Annotated in this window: 15 protein-coding genes; 2 read left to right on the forward strand and 13 right to left on the reverse strand. The window is 71.0% G+C overall.

The genetic code is table 11. The features are described from left to right. Window positions 1–245 precede the first annotated feature (245 nt). From J0695_RS01585 to J0695_RS01610, 6 genes are all read right to left on the reverse strand, one after another. On the reverse strand, window positions 246–2,789 hold the full coding sequence (locus J0695_RS01585; protein ID WP_206959362.1) for a SpoIIE family protein phosphatase: 2,544 nt from the start codon (window positions 2,787–2,789) through the stop codon (window positions 246–248). A 155-nt stretch (window positions 2,790–2,944) separates the two neighbouring features. Next, entirely contained in the window at window positions 2,945–3,349 is a 405-nt protein-coding gene (locus J0695_RS01590; protein WP_206959363.1) for an ATP-binding protein, read from the reverse strand. Window positions 3,350–3,466: 117 nt separating this feature from the next. Continuing rightward, entirely contained in the window at window positions 3,467–3,871 is a 405-nt protein-coding gene (locus tag J0695_RS01595; protein ID WP_206959364.1) for a (deoxy)nucleoside triphosphate pyrophosphohydrolase, read from the reverse strand. A gap of 34 nt (window positions 3,872–3,905) precedes the next feature. After that, complete coding sequence (locus tag J0695_RS01600) at window positions 3,906–4,085, reverse strand: SPOR domain-containing protein (protein ID WP_206959367.1); 180 nt, start codon at window positions 4,083–4,085, stop codon at window positions 3,906–3,908. Window positions 4,086–4,225: 140 nt separating this feature from the next. Next, entirely contained in the window at window positions 4,226–5,935 is a 1,710-nt protein-coding gene (locus J0695_RS01605) for a purine-cytosine permease family protein (RefSeq protein ID WP_206959369.1), read from the reverse strand. Between the two features lie 184 nt (window positions 5,936–6,119). After that, on the reverse strand, window positions 6,120–6,872 hold the full coding sequence (locus J0695_RS01610) for a GntR family transcriptional regulator (protein ID WP_206959371.1): 753 nt from the start codon (window positions 6,870–6,872) through the stop codon (window positions 6,120–6,122). 177 nt (window positions 6,873–7,049) lie between these two features. Between J0695_RS01610 and J0695_RS01615 the strand changes: the two genes are divergently transcribed. Then, a complete protein-coding gene (locus J0695_RS01615; RefSeq protein WP_206959372.1) occupies window positions 7,050–8,357 on the forward strand; it encodes a glycoside hydrolase family 18 protein in 1,308 nt (435 codons plus the stop codon). A gap of 90 nt (window positions 8,358–8,447) precedes the next feature. Here J0695_RS01615 and J0695_RS01620 read toward each other — a convergent pair whose 3' ends face one another. The 3 genes from J0695_RS01620 to J0695_RS01630 are packed head-to-tail and all read right to left on the reverse strand — an operon-like array spanning window position 8,448 to window position 13,131. Beyond that, complete coding sequence (locus tag J0695_RS01620; protein ID WP_206959373.1) at window positions 8,448–9,554, reverse strand: pyridoxal-phosphate dependent enzyme; 1,107 nt, start codon at window positions 9,552–9,554, stop codon at window positions 8,448–8,450. Between the two features lie 29 nt (window positions 9,555–9,583). Then, on the reverse strand, window positions 9,584–11,320 hold the full coding sequence (locus J0695_RS01625) for an ABC transporter ATP-binding protein (protein ID WP_206959374.1): 1,737 nt from the start codon (window positions 11,318–11,320) through the stop codon (window positions 9,584–9,586). Continuing rightward, window positions 11,317–13,131 carry an ABC transporter transmembrane domain-containing protein gene (locus J0695_RS01630; protein ID WP_206959375.1) on the reverse strand — a complete coding sequence of 605 codons (1,815 nt, stop codon included), beginning with the start codon at window positions 13,129–13,131 and terminating at the stop codon, window positions 11,317–11,319. The genes J0695_RS01625 and J0695_RS01630 overlap by 4 nt, the downstream gene beginning before the upstream one ends. 71 nt (window positions 13,132–13,202) lie before the next feature. On the opposite strand from J0695_RS01630, the gene J0695_RS01635 reads away from it, so the two are divergent. After that, entirely contained in the window at window positions 13,203–14,297 is a 1,095-nt protein-coding gene (locus tag J0695_RS01635; RefSeq protein WP_206959376.1) for a DUF4190 domain-containing protein, read from the forward strand. On the opposite strand, the gene J0695_RS01640 is transcribed toward J0695_RS01635, so the two are convergent. From J0695_RS01640 to J0695_RS01655, 4 genes are read right to left on the reverse strand one after another with little or no spacing between them, the layout of a single operon-like run. Further along, window positions 14,294–15,142, reverse strand: coding sequence for an ABC transporter ATP-binding protein (locus J0695_RS01640; RefSeq protein ID WP_206959377.1), 849 nt, complete (start codon window positions 15,140–15,142; stop codon window positions 14,294–14,296). The two genes, J0695_RS01635 and J0695_RS01640, sit on opposite strands and share 4 nt — an antisense overlap. Further along, window positions 15,139–16,143 (reverse strand): ABC transporter ATP-binding protein, encoded by a 1,005-nt coding sequence (locus tag J0695_RS01645; protein ID WP_206959378.1) that lies wholly within the window; start codon window positions 16,141–16,143, stop codon window positions 15,139–15,141. Before J0695_RS01645 ends, J0695_RS01640 begins: the two co-directional genes overlap by 4 nt. Continuing rightward, window positions 16,143–17,006 carry an ABC transporter permease gene (locus J0695_RS01650; protein ID WP_206959379.1) on the reverse strand — a complete coding sequence of 288 codons (864 nt, stop codon included), beginning with the start codon at window positions 17,004–17,006 and terminating at the stop codon, window positions 16,143–16,145. The genes J0695_RS01645 and J0695_RS01650 overlap by 1 nt, the downstream gene beginning before the upstream one ends. Beyond that, window positions 17,003–17,938 carry an ABC transporter permease gene (locus J0695_RS01655; RefSeq protein WP_277989926.1) on the reverse strand — a complete coding sequence of 312 codons (936 nt, stop codon included), beginning with the start codon at window positions 17,936–17,938 and terminating at the stop codon, window positions 17,003–17,005. Before J0695_RS01655 ends, J0695_RS01650 begins: the two co-directional genes overlap by 4 nt. Window positions 17,939–17,942: the final 4 nt, after the last annotated feature.

The raw sequence follows: 17,942 nt of genomic DNA on the forward strand, positions 1-17,942 counted from the left end.
GGGACGGGGCGGAGGTCGAGGCGAGGCTGGCCGCGCTCAAGTCCGGGGCGGAGTAGGCGCGACTCCTCCCCTGGGGGCTCCGCCCCCGGGACCCCCGCTCCTCAATCGCCGGAGGGGCTTAAAAGACGTCCTCAATCGCCGGACGGGCTTGATTTATCAAGCCCGTCGAGGGGGTCCCCCCTGCTCGAGCGAAGCCGAGAGCTTGGGGGAGATTGAGGACGACGCGGCCGGAGGTCGCGTGCCCCCTAGTACATGCTCAGCAGTTGGTCCTCCGTCAGTTCCGCCACCGGCCCCCCGTCCGGCAGCGCCAGTTCGAACCAGACCGTCTTGCCCCGAGGGGTACGCCGCGACCCCCAGGCCGCGCTCAGCAGACCCACGAGCTGCAGCCCCCGGCCTCCCTCGTCCGTGTCCCGCGCCCTGCGCCGCCGCGGCTGCACCAGCCCCGCGTCCCAGACCTCGCAGACCAGCGTCCGGTCCCGCAGCAGCCGCAGCCGGATGTCGCCCTCCCCGTACCGCAGCGCATTGGTGGCCAGCTCGCTCACCAGCAGTTCCACCGTGTCGACCAGCGACTCCAGGCCCCAGCTCTCCAGCTGCCGCCGCGCCAGCGTCCGCGCCCGGCCCACCGACTTCGGCTCCCTCGGCAGCGTCCAGTCGCCCACCGCCTCGGCGGGCAGGCCCTGGATGCGGGCCATCAGCAGCGCGATGTCGTCCTCGCCGTGTCCGGTGTCGAGCGTGGTCAGTATGTGGTCGCAGACGTCCTCCAGCGCCGGTACGGGATTCACCAGCGCGCGCCGCAGCTGTGACAGGCCCTCGTCCAGCGGGTGTTCGCGGGACTCCACGAGCCCGTCCGTGTAGAGCGCGAGCAGCGCGCCCTCGGGGAGTTCGACCTCGACCTCCTCGAAGGGTTCGCCGCCGACTCCCAGCGGCATGCCCGGCGGTACGTCGAGGAGCAGCGGCTCCTCCCCCGGCTCGACGACCAGCGGCGGCAGATGCCCCGCGTTGGCGAACGTGCACCGGCGGGTGACCGGGTCGTAGACCGCGTACACGCACGTCGCCAGATAGACCTCCGAGAGGTCCGCCTCCCGCGACTTGTGCGCGGCCCGCGACGCCTGCTGGGTGCCGCCGGGCGCTCCGAGGCCCCGGGCGATCTCGTCCAGTGCGGAGAGCACCTCGGCCGGTTCCAGGTCGAGCAGTGCCAGCGTCCTTACCGCCGTGCGCAGTTCGCCCATCGCGACGGCCGCCCGCAGCCCGCGCCCCATCACGTCGCCCACCACGAGCGCCGTACGGTGCCCGGGCAGTTCGATGACGTCGAACCAGTCGCCGCCGACCTCGGTCTCCATGTTGCCCGGCAGATAGCGGCAGGCGATGGTGAGCCCCGCCGCCTCCGGGTCGCCGGGCGGCAGCAGCGACCGTTGCAGTATCAGGGCGCGTTCGTGCTCACGCCGGTAGAGCCGGGCGTTGTCGATACAGACGGCGGCGCGCGCGGCCAGCTCCACCGCGAGTGCCCGGTCGCGCTCCCCGAAGGGCTCGCTCCCCTTGGTGCGGGCGAACTGCACCAGCCCCACCACCGTGTCGTGCGCGACCATCGGCACGGCGAGCGTCGACTGCACCAGGCTGCCGTCCGCACCGGGCACGGACTGCAGTTGCGACTCCCGCAGCGCCTTCGCGTAGGGCGAGGTGAACCCATAGCGGTGTACGGCACCGAGCGCGGGCGCCGCGCCCTCGTCACCGTTGCCGTTCTCCAGCGGACCGTCCGAGACGGCGCTGGCGAAGGCGACCCTGCGCAGTTCGGCGGAGCCGTCGGCGTGGCCGGGACCGGCCTCGTCTCCCGCCAGGAGCCCTTGGTACAGGTCGACGGCGGCGAGGTCGCAGAAGCCGGGGACGGCGACGTCGAGGAGTTCGCGGGCGGTGGTCTCCAGGTCGAGGGAGTTGCCGATGCGGGCGCTCGCCTCGTTCAGCAGGGCGAGGTTGCGCCGCGCATTGGCGGCTTCGCGCGCCGCGACATGGCGGCGGGTAACGTCCGTACCGAGTCCGGCGACCCCGATGGGACGGCCGGCCCCGCTGTGCACGCGGTAGAGGTTGACCGACCAGTGTCTGCGGTCGGCGGATCCGGGGGCCGTACCCACCACCTGGAGGTCGGTGACGGACTCGCCCGTATCCAGCACGCGCCGCAGTGCGGCGGTCATCCGCTCGGCCTCGGCGGGCGCGAGATAGTCGTGGACGGTACGGCCTCGGTGCGCGTCGACGTCGCCGCCGAAGAGCGCGGCGAAGCGCTTGTTGGCGCGCTGCACCGTGAGGTCCGTACCGAACAGCAGGAAGCCAAAGGGAGATTGGCCGAAAATCGCCTGCGAGGAGGCGAGGTCGGTCTCGATCTGCCGGAGCACCCGGACGTCCACGACGATGCATACGGCGCCGCGCTGCCCACTGGGCGTCTCGCTCGGCATGACGTACAGCTCGGCGATGCCGTGCGCGTGCTCCTCGCCCGGCATCCGGAACGGGACGAGGCCCGTCCACTCCTTGCCGTCGAGGATCTCCGCGACCCTGCCGCGCCCGCGTCCGTGCAGCTCGGCGGGCATGAAGGCATCCACCGGGTCCTTGCCTACGGCATCGCGCGCGGCCACGCCGAAGAGCTCCTCGGCCCGGCGGCTCCACTGCTCCACCAGTCCGTCTGCCCCGATCGAGAAGGAGGCGACTCTGATGTAGTCGTAGATCGAGCCGGGCGGGCTGCTCTGCCACACGACGTCGCCCGCCGTGTCCGGCGTCCCAGTAGTCCCAGGTATCTCGCTCACGCGACCGTCCCCTCCAGCTCAAGCACACCGGACCGGCCTTGGACCGCAGTATTCAGCACTACGGCCCCGGCAGGCACGGTGTTCACGATCACAGCACGGTCTCAGTCCCTTTCGGACAGCCCTGCGCCGTGATCCGCACTCATCCCACCCGTCTACTAACCAGGCTGGGCCAGCTCGAACCACACCGTCTTGCCCGTTCTGCCGCAGCGGGTCCCCCAGCGCTGTGCCGAACAGGCCACCAGCTGCAGTCCCCGGCCTCCTTCGTCCTCGGGTCCGGAGGTGCGTTCGCGGGGCGGATCCGGAAGCGGATCGGAGACTTCCACCAGGAGATCGCCTTGATCCAGCCGTACGAGACGCACTCCGATCGGGCCCGACGCGTACCGCAGCGCATTGGTGACCAGCTCGCTCACCAGCAGTACCGCGACATCGCCGAAGGCCGGAAAGAGTCCCCATTCGCCCAGGGCGTCGCCCACCGCATGGCGTGCGACGCGTACGGCATCAGGCTCAGCAGGAAAGGTCCACTCGGCGCAGTCGCCTCCGGTGTCGATCACGCCGACCACTTCCCAAGACCAGCAATGGACCTGCGTCCAATTTCAGGGGGTTAATCAGCAGATACCCGATATTGACGCCAAGGTATCGGGCCATATGGCGCACAGTGTCACGAACAGCGCATTACGTCAGTCGTGCGCCCCCGCCGCGAGCCTCCGCGCGGCCTCCCGTACGGCGGGCCTGTCCAGCTCCAGCCAGTCCACGGAGTCGATCTCGTGCGGGGCGAGCCAGCGCAGCTCGTCGTGGTCCTCCAGGGGCTGCGGTTCCCCGGCCAGCAGCCGTGCGGTCCACACCTGGAGTACGTAACCCGGCTTGAGCGGCCAGGTGCCGGGGATGCGCTCCAGGAGCTCGGACTCGATGCCGAGCTCCTCGCGCAGTTCCCTCACGAGCGCCTGCTCGGGGCTCTCTCCCGGCTCCACTTTCCCGCCGGGCAGCTCCCAGCCGCCGGCCAGCTCGGGGGGCGCACTACGGCGCGCGGCCAGTAGCCGCCCCCGGTCGAAAAGAGCTCCGCCCACGACGACGCGATCAGTCATGGACGGAGCCTACTGAAGTGCTGGGCACGGAGTGCTAGTGCGTGGTCTGGCCGATGCGCTCGACCGAGTACAGCTGCTTGTGGCCCCGGCCGTCGAGTTCGCCCACGATCTTGTCGGCCTCGGTCTTGGTCGCGTAACGGCCGACGCGGTAGCGATTGCCGTTGTCGTCCTGCCGTATCACCAGCCAGGGCAGAAGGACGTCACTGTCGTTCATCGAGCGCCCCTGTCCACCGGAGTGCAGGTCAGTAATGATCCCCAGGAAACCTCACTACGCATATGCCCGAGCGTACGCCTGACCTTTACTGAGCGGATACGTCTTTTCACAATGAGGTACGCATCCGGCCATGGGGCCGCTCAGGCCGTGCGTACCGGAATCGTCGGCACCGGCATCAGCACCGGACCCGCGGACGGATCCGTACGGCAGACATCGCCGCAGGTCGCGTCCAGTGAGCAGCAGAGCGAGCAGATCGGACCTGACTGGACGGGGCAGTCGGCGACGTCGGGGAGCTCGTAGTCGGTGTCGCAGACCGTGCAGGTGTGGGTCGCGGTGATGTCATCGACCTCCACGTCAGGACCGTTCACCGGGTTGGGCCGGGCCAGGTAGTACTTGCCCTTGGTCGCCCAGGCGATCAGCGGGCAGAGCGTGACGGCCAGACCTGCGGCGATGAAGGTGGAGAAGGCCTCGGGGTACTCGCCGAAGACCCCGAAGAAGGCGATGATCGAGACGGTCGACGCGATGACCATCGCGCCGAATCCCGCCGGGTTCACGGCGTAGAGGTAAGCCCGCTTGAATTCGATGTACTTGGGGCTCCAGCCCGCCCGCTTGTTGATGACCAGATCGGCCGCGACGGCCGCGATCCAGGCGATGCCGACGTTGGAGTAGAAGCCGAGCAGCTTGTTGAGGGCCGCGAACATGTTCATCTCCATCAGCGTCAGCGCGATGGCGAGGTTGAGGAAGATGTACCAGACCCGGCCCGGGTGCTTGTGCGTGAGGCGGGAGAAGAAGTTCGACCAGGAGAGCGAGCCGCTGTAGGCGTTGGTCACGTTGATCTTGACCTGCGAGACGATGACGAAGATCGCGGCGGCCGGGAGCCCGAAGGAGCCCAGCCAGGGCTTGAGGGCTTCGATCTGCGGGGCGATCGGCTCCAGCGCGTGGGTCTTGCCCACGGCTTCGAGCGCGGCGAAGGCGAGCAGTGCGCCGCCCAGCTGCTTGGCCGCGCCGATGATCACCCAGCCCGGTCCCGCGGCGAGCACCGCCAGGTTCCATTTGCGCTTGTTGCTCTCGGTCTTGGCGGGCATGAAGCGGAGGTAGTCGGCCTGCTCGCCGATCTGGGCGATGAGGGAGAGCGCGACGCCCGTACCGAGCCCGAAGCCGATCCAGTTGAAGCCCGATCCCGCGCCCTCCGTGCCGCCGAAGGAGGTGAAGGCGGAGAAGGTGTCGGGCGAGTGGAAGGCGATGACCAGGAAGGGCAGGACCATGCCGATCAGCCAGATGGGCTGGGTCCAGGCCTGCACCTTGGCGAGCGCGCCCATACCGCGGAAGACGATGGGGATCACGATCAGCGTGGTGATCAAGTACCCGAGCTGGACCGGGAGTCCGACGGCCTGGTGCATGGCCTGCGCCATGATCGAGCCTTCGAGGGCGAAGAAGATGAAGGTGAAGGACGCGTAGATGAGCGAGGTGAGGGTGGAGCCGAAGTAGCCGAAGCCGGCGCCGCGGGTGAGCAGGTCCATGTCGACGCCGTACTTGGCGCAGGCGCGGGCGATCGGTATCCCGGTGAGGAAGATGATCGTCGCGGCACAGAGGATCGAGGCGAGACCGCTGGTGAAGCCGTACGTGAAGACGATCGAGGCGCCGATCGCGAAGTCCGCGAGATAGGCGATGCCGCCGAGCGCGGTGGAGGCGACCATCGTCGGGGACCAGCGCCTGAAGGAGTGCGGCGCATAGCGGAGCGAGTAGTCCTCGCGGCTCTCGTCGGCGGCGAGCTTGGCGTAACTGCGTTTGGTGGGCGGCTCTTCGGCCGGTGCGGTGGTGGCGCTGCTGGGCGTCGCGGTGTCCGTCATCTGCGGCTTCCCGTTCGTCGTCGGTCCGGGGTGCGGGTTCGGACGCGACGGTAGGAGCCGGACATGACAATTTGTTGCAAGCGGTGATTGCCCCGGAGTTACGGGACCCGGCCGGAAGTTAACTCGCGATCACGCAGCACGGACAGAGTGTCCGTACTGCGGTGCTCTCCCGGCCGTGCCGCCGTCACTTCACGGGCAGGTGGTATGCGATCCGGTACCGGTCGGCCGGGACAACGATGTCCGCGGTCTCCACCGCTCGCCCTGAGGCGTAGTACGTACGGGAGATCACCAGGACCACATGTCCTGGCACTCCGCCGAGCGACATCAGCTCCTCCGCGAGACCGGGGCGGGCGCCGACCTCCTCCACCACGTTGTCCACCACGAGGTCGATGGCCGCCATCCGCTCGACGACCCCGCAGCCGCCGAGCGGACCCTCCTCGGGCAGCATCACCGGGGTGCGCCCGGTGACGGCGAGGGGCTCGAAGGAGGTGGAGAGCATCACCGTCTCGCCCGCGTCCCTGAAGACGTACCGCGTGCGCATCACGCGGTCGCCCTCCTTCACCCCGAGGCGCAGCGCGATGTCCACACTCGCCTCGTCCTGCTCACTGCTGGACTCCCAGGTGCCGCGCGCACCCTCTTCCGCCTGCTCCTGGCGAAAGGGGGTGGCTCCCGCGGCCAGGCGGTATCCGGAGCGGGCGATGCGGCGCGGGACGAGGCGCTCGCGTACGTACGTACCCGATCCGGAGCGTCCCTCGACGAGGCCCTCGGCCATCAGGACCTTGCGCGCCTCCAGGGCCACGGTGTCGGAGACCCCGTACTCCTCCCGGATGCGGGCCTGGGAGGGCAGGCGCGTGTGCGGTGGCAGTGAACCGTCGACGATCTTCTGCCGGAGGTCACTGGCGACGCGCAGATAGGCCGGCTGCTCACCGAATGTCACAGACCACTCCCCGAAAGTTGACGTACTGCAACAGCGTGACAACCGTGGGTCGTTGACCGCAAGCGGAGGCCAGAGTTTCACTCGAAGTGATGACAGGCCTTTACGCAGGGGCTCTTCGTGGGTATGGATCCTCCGCAGCTCTTGACCTCCTCTGGTCCAGACCAATACGTTCCGCGCATGCCACGAAACCGTCGAAGAACCCTTCTCGGAGCGGCTGTTGCCGCCTGCTCCCTCTCCCTGCTCGCCACCCTGTCGCCCGCCGCGCAGGCCCACGGCGGGGACCACAGGGCCTCGTACAAGCGTGTCGGCTACTTCACCCAGTGGGGCGTCTACGGACGGAACTACCAGGTCAAGGACCTCGACACCAGCGGTCAGGCCGCGAACCTCACGCACATCAACTACGCCTTCGGGGGCGTGAATTCGGCAGGTCTCTGCGCCTCCGCCGACTCCTGGGCGGACTACAGCCGACCGCTCGACGCGGCGACCTCCGTGGACGGCACGGCGGACACCGCCGAGCAGCCGCTCGCCGGGAACTTCAACCAGCTGCGCGAACTGAAGGCCAAGCACCCGGGGTTGAAGGTGCTCCTCTCCCTGGGCGGCTGGACCGGCTCGGCCCACCTCTCGGACGCGGCGCTCACCCCCGCCTCCCGCAAGGCGTTCGTCTCCTCGTGCATCGACCTCTTCATCAAGGGCAACCTCCCGGTGGACGGGGCACGCGGCGGAGCGGGCACCGCGGCCGGGCTCTTCGACGGGATCGACCTCGACTGGGAGTGGCCGGGCTCGGAGGCCGACGCCGGCACGGTGCACCGCCCCGAGGACAAGCAGAACCTGACGGCACTGGTGCACGAGTTCCGTACGCAGCTGGACGCCTACGGCCGCACCAAGCGCACCCACTACGACCTCTCCGCCTTCGTGCCGACGGCCCCCGCGAAGATCGACGCGGGGTACGAAGTCCGCAAGGTGATGCGGGACTTCGACTTCGTGAACCTGCAGGGTTACGACTTCCACGTCTCCGGCGAGACCACGACGGCCCAGCAGTCCGCGCTGTACGCGAAGAACGACTTCAGCGTCGACGGCACGGTCGACTCCTGGCTGCGACGCGGCGCGCCCGCCCGCAAGCTGGTGGTCGGTATGCCCTTCTACGGACAGGGCTGGACCGGCGTCACGGGCGCCGGAGACGGCCTGAACCAGCCCGCGGCAGGACCGGCCCCGGCGACCTGGGCGAACGGCACCGAGGACTACAAGGCGCTGAAGACCCTCGCCGACTCGGGCACGTACAAGCTCTACCGGGACCGGAAGGGCGGCAGCGCGTGGCTCTTCGACGGGACGACGCTGTGGACGTACGACGACCCGCAGGTGCTGCGCACGAAGGCGGAGTACGTGCGCCATCGCGGCCTGGGCGGGGCGATGTTCTGGTCGATGGACGGCGACACGGCTGACGGCGAACTGACGGCGGCGGTGGACCGGGGACTCGGCGGACGCTGAGCCCCTTCCGGGGCGGGCCGGGGGTTCGCCCCGGGCGGCGTCGTGGGGGATCCGCCCCCACGACGCCGGTCCTCAATCGCCGGACGGGCTTCAGCGGGCCATTCCCGTCTTGGCCCCCGCCCCGCACAGCGGGACCACGGCCGTGCGGTCGCCCAGGGCACCTGCCCGGACCGCCGCCCAGCACGCCACGCCTGTCGACTCCACGAACAGGCCGCGTGCCGCCAGGTCCCGCTGGGCCTCCCTGATCTCATCCTCCGTCACCGTCAGGAAGCTGCCGCCCGACGCCCGTACCGCTGCCAGGATCTGGCGGGCGCGCGGCGGCCTCGGGATCGCGATGCCCTCCGCCAGGGTGGGTGCCGTCGGCGTCTCGGGCAGCAGGTCGGCCGCGCCCGCGTGGAACGCCGCCGCGAGGGGCGACACCGCCGCCGCCTGGACCGCGTACAGCGCCGGGCGTTCGGGGATCAGGCCGTGTGCGTACAGCTCCTCGATCGCCAGGGATGCTCCGAGGAGCAGCGTGCCGTTGCCGACCGGGACCACGATCACCTCGGGAAGGGAGCCGCCGTGCTCCTCCCACAGCTCGTAGACGTACGTCTTGGTGCCGTGCAGGAAGTACGGGTTGTGGACGTGCGAGGCGTAGAAGACGCCGGGGCGGTCCGCCGCCTTGCGGGCCGCCCGCGCCGTGGCCTCACGGTCGCCTTCGACCAGTTCGAGGTCGGCGCCGTGCGCCCTGATCTGCTCGATCTTCTTCGGGGACGTCGCTCCGGGTACGTACACCGAGCAGGGCAGGCCTGCCCGCGCGCAGTACGCGGCGACCGCCGTGCCCGCGTTGCCACTGCTGTCGGCGATCACTCGCCGCGGGGCCAGGCGGCGGGCCAGTTCGGCGAGCATCACCGCGCCCCGGTCCTTGAAGGAGAGCGTGGGCATCAGGAAGTCGAGCTTGGCGGAGACCGTGGCGGTGAGCGCGACGAGCGGGGTGCGGCCCTCGCCGAGCGAGACGGTGGGGGCGGAGAGCGGGAGGGCTTCTTCGTACCGCCAGAGCGAATTGACGCGCGTGCGGAGGGAGTTGAGGGGTACGGGGGCCGTCGCCCACTCCAGGTCCCACGGGCCGCCGCACCGTGGGCAGCACCAGGGCGCGGACGCGTCCACCGCGACGGTCTCGGAATCGACAGGGCAGCGATAGCGGGGCGTCGTCGTCATACCCCGCAGCCTAGGGTTGCCGCCGCAGGTCAGGCGCCGTGCCACGACTCCCAGAGCGCCGCGTACGCTCCCCCGTCGGCCACCAGCTCGTCGTGCGTGCCCAGCTCCGCGATCCGCCCGTCCGCCATCACCGCCACCCGGTCCGCGTCGTGCGCGGTGTGCAGCCGGTGCGCGATGGCGATGACCGTACGTCCTTCCAGTACGGCGGCCAGCGCACGCTCCGTGTGCCGTGCCGTCGTCGGGTCGAGGAGCGCGGTCGCCTCGTCGAGTATCAGCGTGTGCGGGTCCGCCAACACGACGCGGGCGAGCGCAAGTTGCTGCGCCTGCGCGCCGTCGAGGTGTCTGCCGCCGGGGCCGCCGAGCTCGGCGTCCAGGTCGTCCGCCCACTCCGCGCCGACGGCCGCGAGCGCCGCCCGCAGCTTCTCGTCGCCCGCGTCCGGGGCGGCGATCACCAGGTTGTCCCGTACGGTGCCGAGGAAGACGTGGTGCTCCTGCGTCACCAGCACCACCTGCCGCCGCAGCTGCTCCGGATCGAGCCCGGCCACCGGGGTCCCGCCGACCGTCACGCTCCCCTCTCGCGGCGCGTCGATGCCCGCCAACAGCCGCCCCAGCGTGGACTTCCCGGCCCCGGAGGGACCGACGACCGCGAGCCGCTCCCCCGGCCGTACGGTCAGATCCACCCCGTGCAGCACATCGCGCCCGCCGCCGTACGCGTACCGCGCGCCCGCCACCTCGATCTGATCGTCCGCCGGGGCGGCCGACGAGCCGGGCTCCACCGTGGGCACCTCGCCCAGCCCTTCCACGCGCGCGAACGCCGCCCCGCTGCTCTGCATCTGGTCGATCACGAAGAGGATCGCGTTGAGCGGGTGCGACAGCTGCTGGAGATAGACCGCGGAGGCCACGACGGCCCCGAGCGACACCACCCCGTGCTGGTGCAGTACGCCACCGAGCAGCAGGACACCCACCACGGGGACGACGTACGACACGTCCAGCGCGGGGAAGAGCACACTGCGCAGGGCCAGGGTCCGGTGCCGGGTGCGCCTGTGGCGCTCCACCGCCGCCTCGCACGCGGCGATCCGCCGCTCCTGGAGGCTCAGCGCCTCGACCGTGCGCGCCCCGGCCGCGGTGGTGGCCAGCACCTCCGTGAGTGCCGAGTTGGCCTCACCCTCGGCGAGATACGCGGCGCGCGCCCGGCGCAGATACCAGCGGGCCGCGCACCCGACCCCGACCAGACCCACCAGTCCGCACATGCCGAGCAGCGGGTCGATGAACAGGACGGCGGCCAGGATGAAGAGCGCCTGGATGGCCGCGACGAAGACATCGGGGGCGGCGTCGCGCATCGTCGTGCCGACGGCGGTCACGTCGCTCGTGCCGCGCGTCGTGAGATCGCCGGTGCCCGCGCGCTCCACGACGGCGGCGGGCAGGGCGAGCGCCCGGTCGGTGTAGCGCTCGCGCACCCGCGCCGAGGTCCGCTCGCCGAAGCGGTGGGCGAGATAGCGGGCGTACCGCGCGAGGAGCGTCTGGACCAGCGCGAAGACGACGGCGACCGCCGCAAGCCGGTCCACCTCGGAGAGCGCGTGGGCGCCGGTGCCGCCCGACCTGATGGTGTCGATGATCCGGCCCAGCAGCCACGGGGCGACAAGACCGGCAGCGGCGGCGGCCGAGTTGAGTGCGAGGACGGCGGCGAAGGCGCGCCGGTCGATGCGGATCAGGTCGTACGCGGCCCGGCGCACTGTGCGCGCGGAGGCGACCGGCAGGGCGCTCATCGGGTCGCCTCCCGTACATCCGCTTCTTCCGCGTCTTCTTCTGCGACTTCTTCCGCGTCTTCTTCCGCGTCTTCTTCCGCGTCTTCTTCCGCGCCCCGCGAGACGAGCGCCCGGTAGCCGGGTTCGCCCGCCAGCAGTTCGCGGTGGCTGCCGGCGGCTGCCACCCGTCCCGCCACCAGGTAGTACACGGTGTGCGCCTGGTCGAGGAGCAGCGGCGACGTGCTCGTCACCAGCGCCGTGCGCCCGGCGCGCGCGGTCCGCAGCCGGACCGCGACCGCCGCCTCGGTGTGCGCGTCGACGGCCGAGGTCGGCTCGACGGCGAGCAGCACCTCGGGGTCGGCGAGCAGCGCCCGCACCAGCCGGACGCGCTGCCGCTGCCCGCCGGAGAGGTTGAGCCCCTGCGCGTCGACGCCGGAGTCGAGCCCCTCGGGCAGCCCCTGCACGATGTCCTCGGCCAGTGCCGCGTGCAGCGCCCGTTCCATGGCGTCCTCGTCGCGCGGGGCGTGCCCGCCGACGACCTCGCGCAGCGGCCCGGAGAAGAGGTGCGCCTCGTTGTCCGCCACCACGATCCGCGTCCGGACCTCGGTCTGCGCCACCGTGTCGATGCGCAGCCCGCCCCAGGTCGCGTCCGTATCGCCGAAGCGTCCGAGCCGGTCGACCACCGCGGCCGATGCACCGGGTACTGCGCCGGCCAGCGCGGTCAGTTCATGGGGTGCGACGCGCACACCGGACGCCGGATCGTGCAGTACGGAATGAGCGGGCGGCCCCTGCGCCGCACCGTCCGCGGGGGCGGGCTCCATCTGCAGGAACCGGACGATGCGGCGTGCCGCCACCAGCCCGCGGGTGAGGTCGTACCCACCCTCGATGAAGAAGGTGACGGGGATGACCAGCACGGCCACGTACCCGTAGATGGCGGTCAACTGCCCGACGGTGATGGTGTCTTCGGCGGCCAGGCGGGCGGCGAGCCAGGTCACGGCGGCGAGGAAGAGCGCGGGCAGTCCGACGGCGAGGGCCTGGATCCAGCTGAGCACCGCGCCGACGCGGTAGCCCTCGGCCCGCAGGGCCTGCGAACCCAGCCGGTAGCGGCGCAGGTACACCTCTTTCCCGCCGAGGCCGCTGAGCACCCGCAGGCCTCCCGCCATGTCGACGAATCGCCCCGACAGCCGCCCCTCCTTCTCGCGGTACGCGGACTCGGCCCCTTGCAGCCGCCCCATCAGCGGCCCCACAAGCACCGCGAGCACCGGCACCCCCACCAGCACGACCACGGCGAGGAGCACCGACACCGAGAGCAGCAGTCCGGCGACCACGATGTACGCGACGACGGCGCCGACTCCGGGTCCTGTGATGGTCATGATGTTGGCCACGGTCTGCACATCGCGGATCCCGATCGTGACCACTTCCCCCGCCGAGACGCGCCGCCGCAGGACGGCCCCCAGCCGCACGGTCTGGCGCACCACCGCCCGCACGGTCCTGTACTGCGCGTCCATCCGCGCCCGGGTCATGGTCCGGTGCCGCATGATGCTCAGCCAGGCGCTCACCAGGCCGACGGCGAACAGGGCGGCGGTCCACCCGGCCAGGGTTCGCATGTTCCCTTTCTGCAGGCCGTCGTCGATGGCGCGCGAGAGGAGATACGGCGGCAGGGCGAGCCCGACCATCCAGGTGCTGCCGAGCACCACGGCGAGGGAGGTCCGCCGCCACTGGGCGATCACCAGCCACCACACGTACCGGGCCGCACTCCGGCGTTCAGGGGCATCCGGGTCCGCCGGGTCCGGCCGGGTCGCGCCGATCGCGGCCGCCGTCGAAACACCCATGCCGTCCCCACCCCTGCCGCATAAGATTCGTGCGGCCGTTCGATGACCAAGAAGCAGGAGCACGGTAACCCGTGGACATACCCCCGTCGCAGCCCTATTACGGACCGTATCCGTACCCCTACGCCCCCAAGCGGCCCGCGATCAATGGCCTGGCCATCGCCTCGCTCGTCCTCGGCATCGTGTGTGTGCTGCCTCCCCTCGGCCTGGTCCTGGGCATCGTGGCCCTCGTACAGATCAAGAAGCGCGGCGAGGGGGGCAAGGGACTGGCCGTCGCGGGCGTTGTCCTCTCCTCGCTCTCCACAGGCCTGGCACTGCTGCTGGTGATCGCCGGCGCGTCCGGCGAGATCCTGGGCGGGCTGAAGGGCGGCATCGCTTCGGCCGGGTCCACGTCCGGACTCGTCCCGGGGGACTGCTTCGACGTCCCCGGCGGTGTGGGGAAGTCCACGTCGGGGCGCTTCCGTGACGTGTCGTGCGCGGGATCGCACGACGGCGAGGTGACCGGTGAGTTCAAGGTCGCCGATACCGCCACATTCCCTGGCAAAGCTGCCATCGCGGTGGAGGCGGAGAAGCAGTGCTGGGTGGTGAACGACGCGTACGCCATGGACATCTGGGCCGTTCCCGATGGGGCGGAGATGTTCTACTACCCGCCGACCGCGAGCAGCTGGCGGCACGGTGACCGCACGGTCAGCTGCGCGTACGTCATCGAGGACGGCACGTTCCACGGCTCGCTGCGCAACGACGCCAGGAGCCTGGACGAGGACCAGGTGACCTTCCTCACCGCGGCGGACTCGATCGACCGCGCGCTGTGGCAGAGCCCGGACGAGGACGCCGACGAGGACCTCCCGGCCAACAAGGCCTGGGCGAGGGACGTGGCGTCGATCCTGTTCAGGGAGGGCGAGGGGCTGCGGTCGTCCTCATGGAACGCGCAGGCCGACGCGCCGGTCGCCGCGCTGACACGGGACATCCAGGCGGCCAGGACGCACTGGGTGAAGGCGGCCGACGCGACCGACGAGGACGCGTTCTGGGCGGAGTTGGACGAGGCGGACAAGGTGCTCGGGGCGGGCATGGGCCTCGACGTACGGAAGGTGCTCGGGCTCGACACCACACCGCCGGCCCCGAACACCTCCGGCGGATCGGGCGACGGATCAGGCGACGCGTCCGTCTAGCGCGGCCCAGCGAGCTCCCGGCGCCGGGAGCTGATCGAGTCGGGGTCCCAGCCCGGCCGGGGTACGGACGCCAGCAGGAGCTGGGTGTAGGGGTGTCCGGGACTGTTGAGGAGGTCGGCGACGGGACGGTGTTCCATGGTCCGGCCCCGGTACAGGACGAGCGCCTCGTCGCAGACGTACCGGACGACGGCCAGGTCGTGACTGACGAAGACCAGGCCGATGCCGGTGGAGCGGCGGATGTCCGTCAGCAGGTTGAGCACCTGGGCCTGCACCGAAACATCCAGCGCCGACACCGCTTCGTCGAGTACGAGTACGGCGGGCTCCACCGCCAACGCCCTTGCTATGGCGGCGCGTTGACGCTGACCGCCGGAGAGCTTGCGGGGCAGCGAGGCCGACTCGCGCTCGCCGAGGCCGACCTGGGCGAGGAGCTCCCGCGACCGGGCGGCCCTGGCCGCCGGGTCGCGGTGCCCGTGCAGGCGCAGGACCCCGTCGAGGGTCGCGCCGATGCTGATCCGTCCGTCGAGCGAGAGGTACGGGTCCTGGAAGACGATCTGGACCGCCTTGGCCCGCGCGAGACGGGCCGCCTTTCCGCGTACGGTCGCGGCCAGCGGCTCGCCCTGCACCAGGATCTGTCCCGCGTCGGGTCGCTCCAGGCCGATCAGCATCCGGGCCGTGGTGGTCTTGCCCGAGCCGGACTCCCCGACGATGCCGAGTGCACCGCCGGCCGTGAGGGTGAACGACAGGTCGTCGACCGCGACGAGCTCCGACGCTCCGCTCCGGTAGGTCTTGCGCAGTCCGCTCACCTGGAGCAGGGTGCGCGCCTCAGGGGCGCCAGGGGTGGTCAACTGTCCTCCCTCATCAGGGTGTTCGGCTGTGCGTCGACGAGTTCATCGGCGCGGTGGCAGGCGACCAGGGCCGTGCCGTGGAGTTCGAGGGGTGGCGGCGACTGGTCGCAGAGCCCGGGTGCGGCGAAGCGGCAGCGGGCCGCGAAAGCACAGCCGGGCGCCGAGTCCAGCAGGCCCATCGGGGCGCCGGGGATCGGGATGAGGCGGGCGGGCGGTCCTTCCGGCGCTGTCAGCGGCGGGGTCGAGCCGAGCAGGCCCGCGGTGTAGGGGTGGCGGGGGGCCGCGAAGAGCTCGGCCGTGGTCGCGGTCTCGACGATCCGGCCCGCGTACATGACGTAGATCCGGTCGCAGGCGGCGGCCGCGAGATCGATGTCGTGGGTGATCAGGAGCAGTCCCAGGTCGCGTTCGCGCTGCAGCCGTCCCAGGACGGCCATGATCTCGGCCTGCGTGGAGACGTCGAGGGCGGTGGTCGGTTCGTCGCACAGCAGCAGCCGGGGTTCGACGGTGAGCGCGCCGGCGATCATGACGCGCTGGAGCATGCCGCCGGAGAGCTCGTGCGGGAACTGGCGCAGATGCCGTACGGGGTCCGGCAGGCCCACCGCGGCGAGCAGTTCGAGCGCCCGGGCGTTCGCGCGCTCCCGGGACCAGCGGTGGACCAGGCGCAGCGGCTCGGTGAGGAAATCCCCGATGCGGCGCACCGGGTTGATGCCCGCCCGGGGGTCCTGGAAGATCATCGATGCCGTGCCGGTGCGTACGGTACGCAGCTCCGCGGCGTCGGCGCCGACCAGGTCGGTCCCCTCGACCCGGACCCGCCCCCCGACCGTGGCGCCCGCAGGGAAGAGGCCCAGGGCGGCCCGCGCCGTGACGGACTTCCCCGAGCCCGACTCGCCTACCAGGGCGACGACTTCGCCCGCGCGGACGGTCAGGTCGATCCCGTCGAGGACCGGCCTGGCCGTCCCGGGAAGGGAGATGCTCAGGGCCTCGTACTCGAGCAGTGCCATCAGGAGTCCCTCCCCGCGAGCCGGTCGCCGAGGTTCTCCCCGACGACGTTGAAGGCGACGACGACCAGCACGACGGCGACCGCGGGCACGATCGCGGACAGCGGCTGTCCCTGCAGTACGGCGTCCTGGCTCTGGTTGATCATCGCGCCCCAGTCGGGTGTCGGCGGCTGTACGCCGAGCCCCAGGAAGGACAGGGCGGCGAGGTCGAGGAGCGCGTAACCGAAGTTGACCGTGGACTGTGCGAGCACGGTCGGGCCGATGTTCGGGAGCAGCCTGCGGACGGCGATGAACAGACCCGAGTGGCCCTGGACTTGGTAGGCGGCGACGTACGGCCTGGCCTGCTCCTGGAGGGCGAGGCCGCGTACCAGACGGGCGGTGTACGGCATGTACGCGATGGACATGGCGATCACCGGCGCCGTCATGCCCTTCCCGAAGACCGCCACCGCGAGGATCGCGACGAGCAGTGCGGGGAAGGCGAACAGGACGTCGAGCAGCCGGCCGAGCACGGTGTCGGTCCAGCCGCCACGCCAAGCGCTGAACAGGCCGACGGCGATGCCCGTGGCCGTGGAGAACAGCACCACCGCGAGCGGCCCGACGAGGCTGGTGCGGGACCCTTCGAGCAGCGCCGAGAAGGTGTCGTGCCCGCCCTGGTCGGTGCCCAGCAAGTGCCCGGCGCCCGGTCCCACGAGCCCCGCGCCGAGGTCCCCGAAGGTCGGGTCCTGCGGCGCCAGCCAGGGCGCGAACGCCGCGACGAGCACGAACACCACCAGGAACAGCAGGCACAGGCGTTGCAGCCAGTCGCCGCCCAGTGCCCTCAGCCGGGCGCCGGGGGCAGCGGTCAGCCCCGCGATCTGTGCGCTCATCGTGCGCTCCCCGCTGCCGCGACCCGCGGGTCGATCAGCGGATGCACCAGGTCCACCAGGGCGTTGACCACGACGAACGCGGCCACCACGAGCAGCACGATCGCCTGCACCACCTGGAAGTCCAGCTGGTTGACCGACTGGACGAGCAGCGATCCGATGCCCGACATCCCGAACGCGGTCTCCACGATGGAGGTGCTCACCAGCATCCCGGAGATGAGCAGAGCCGACACCGTGACGATCGGTCCGAGCGCGTTGCGCAGGACATGACGGCGGATCACGGTGCGGCGCGGTGTGCCGCGGCTGAGCGCGACTTCGACGTGTTCGCGACGGAGTTCGTCGAGCATCGACGTACGCGTCACCCGGGTCACCAGTGCCATGAAGGTCACGGACAGGGCGAGGGCGGGCAGCACGACGTGGTGCAGCCGGTCGAGTACGCCGGTGCCGTTGCCGATGGTGGGGAACCAGCCGAGCTTCACCCCGAACACCGACCGCAGCAGCAGGGCCGCGACAAAGGCGGGGGCGGCGGCCCCCACCGTCACAAGGAGCATGAGCGCAGAGTCGGTACGGGTGCCGCGCCGCAGCGCGCCCACCATGCCGGCCGCGACGCCCACCACCGCGATCATCAGCGCCGAGATCCCGACCAGGAGCAGGGTGGCCGGAAGGCGGGAGGCGATGACGGAGCTGACGTCCTGGTGGAAGATGTACGACCGGCCGAAGTCACCGTGCAGGACGCCGTCGAGCCAGTGCCCGTACCGGACGAAGAAGGGCTGGTCGAAGCCGTACTGCCGCCGGATCTGGGCGAGTTCGGCCGGCCCCGCGCTGCGGCCGCGCACCAGGAAGCTCGCCGGGTCGCCGGGCGCCAGGTACAGCGAGGAGAACACCAGGAACGAGGTGACCAGGAGGGTCGCGGCCATCCCGGCCAGTCTGCGCAGGCCC

Source organism: Streptomyces beijiangensis, from assembly GCF_017315755.1.
Classification (GTDB): domain Bacteria; phylum Actinomycetota; class Actinomycetes; order Streptomycetales; family Streptomycetaceae; genus Streptomyces; species Streptomyces beijiangensis.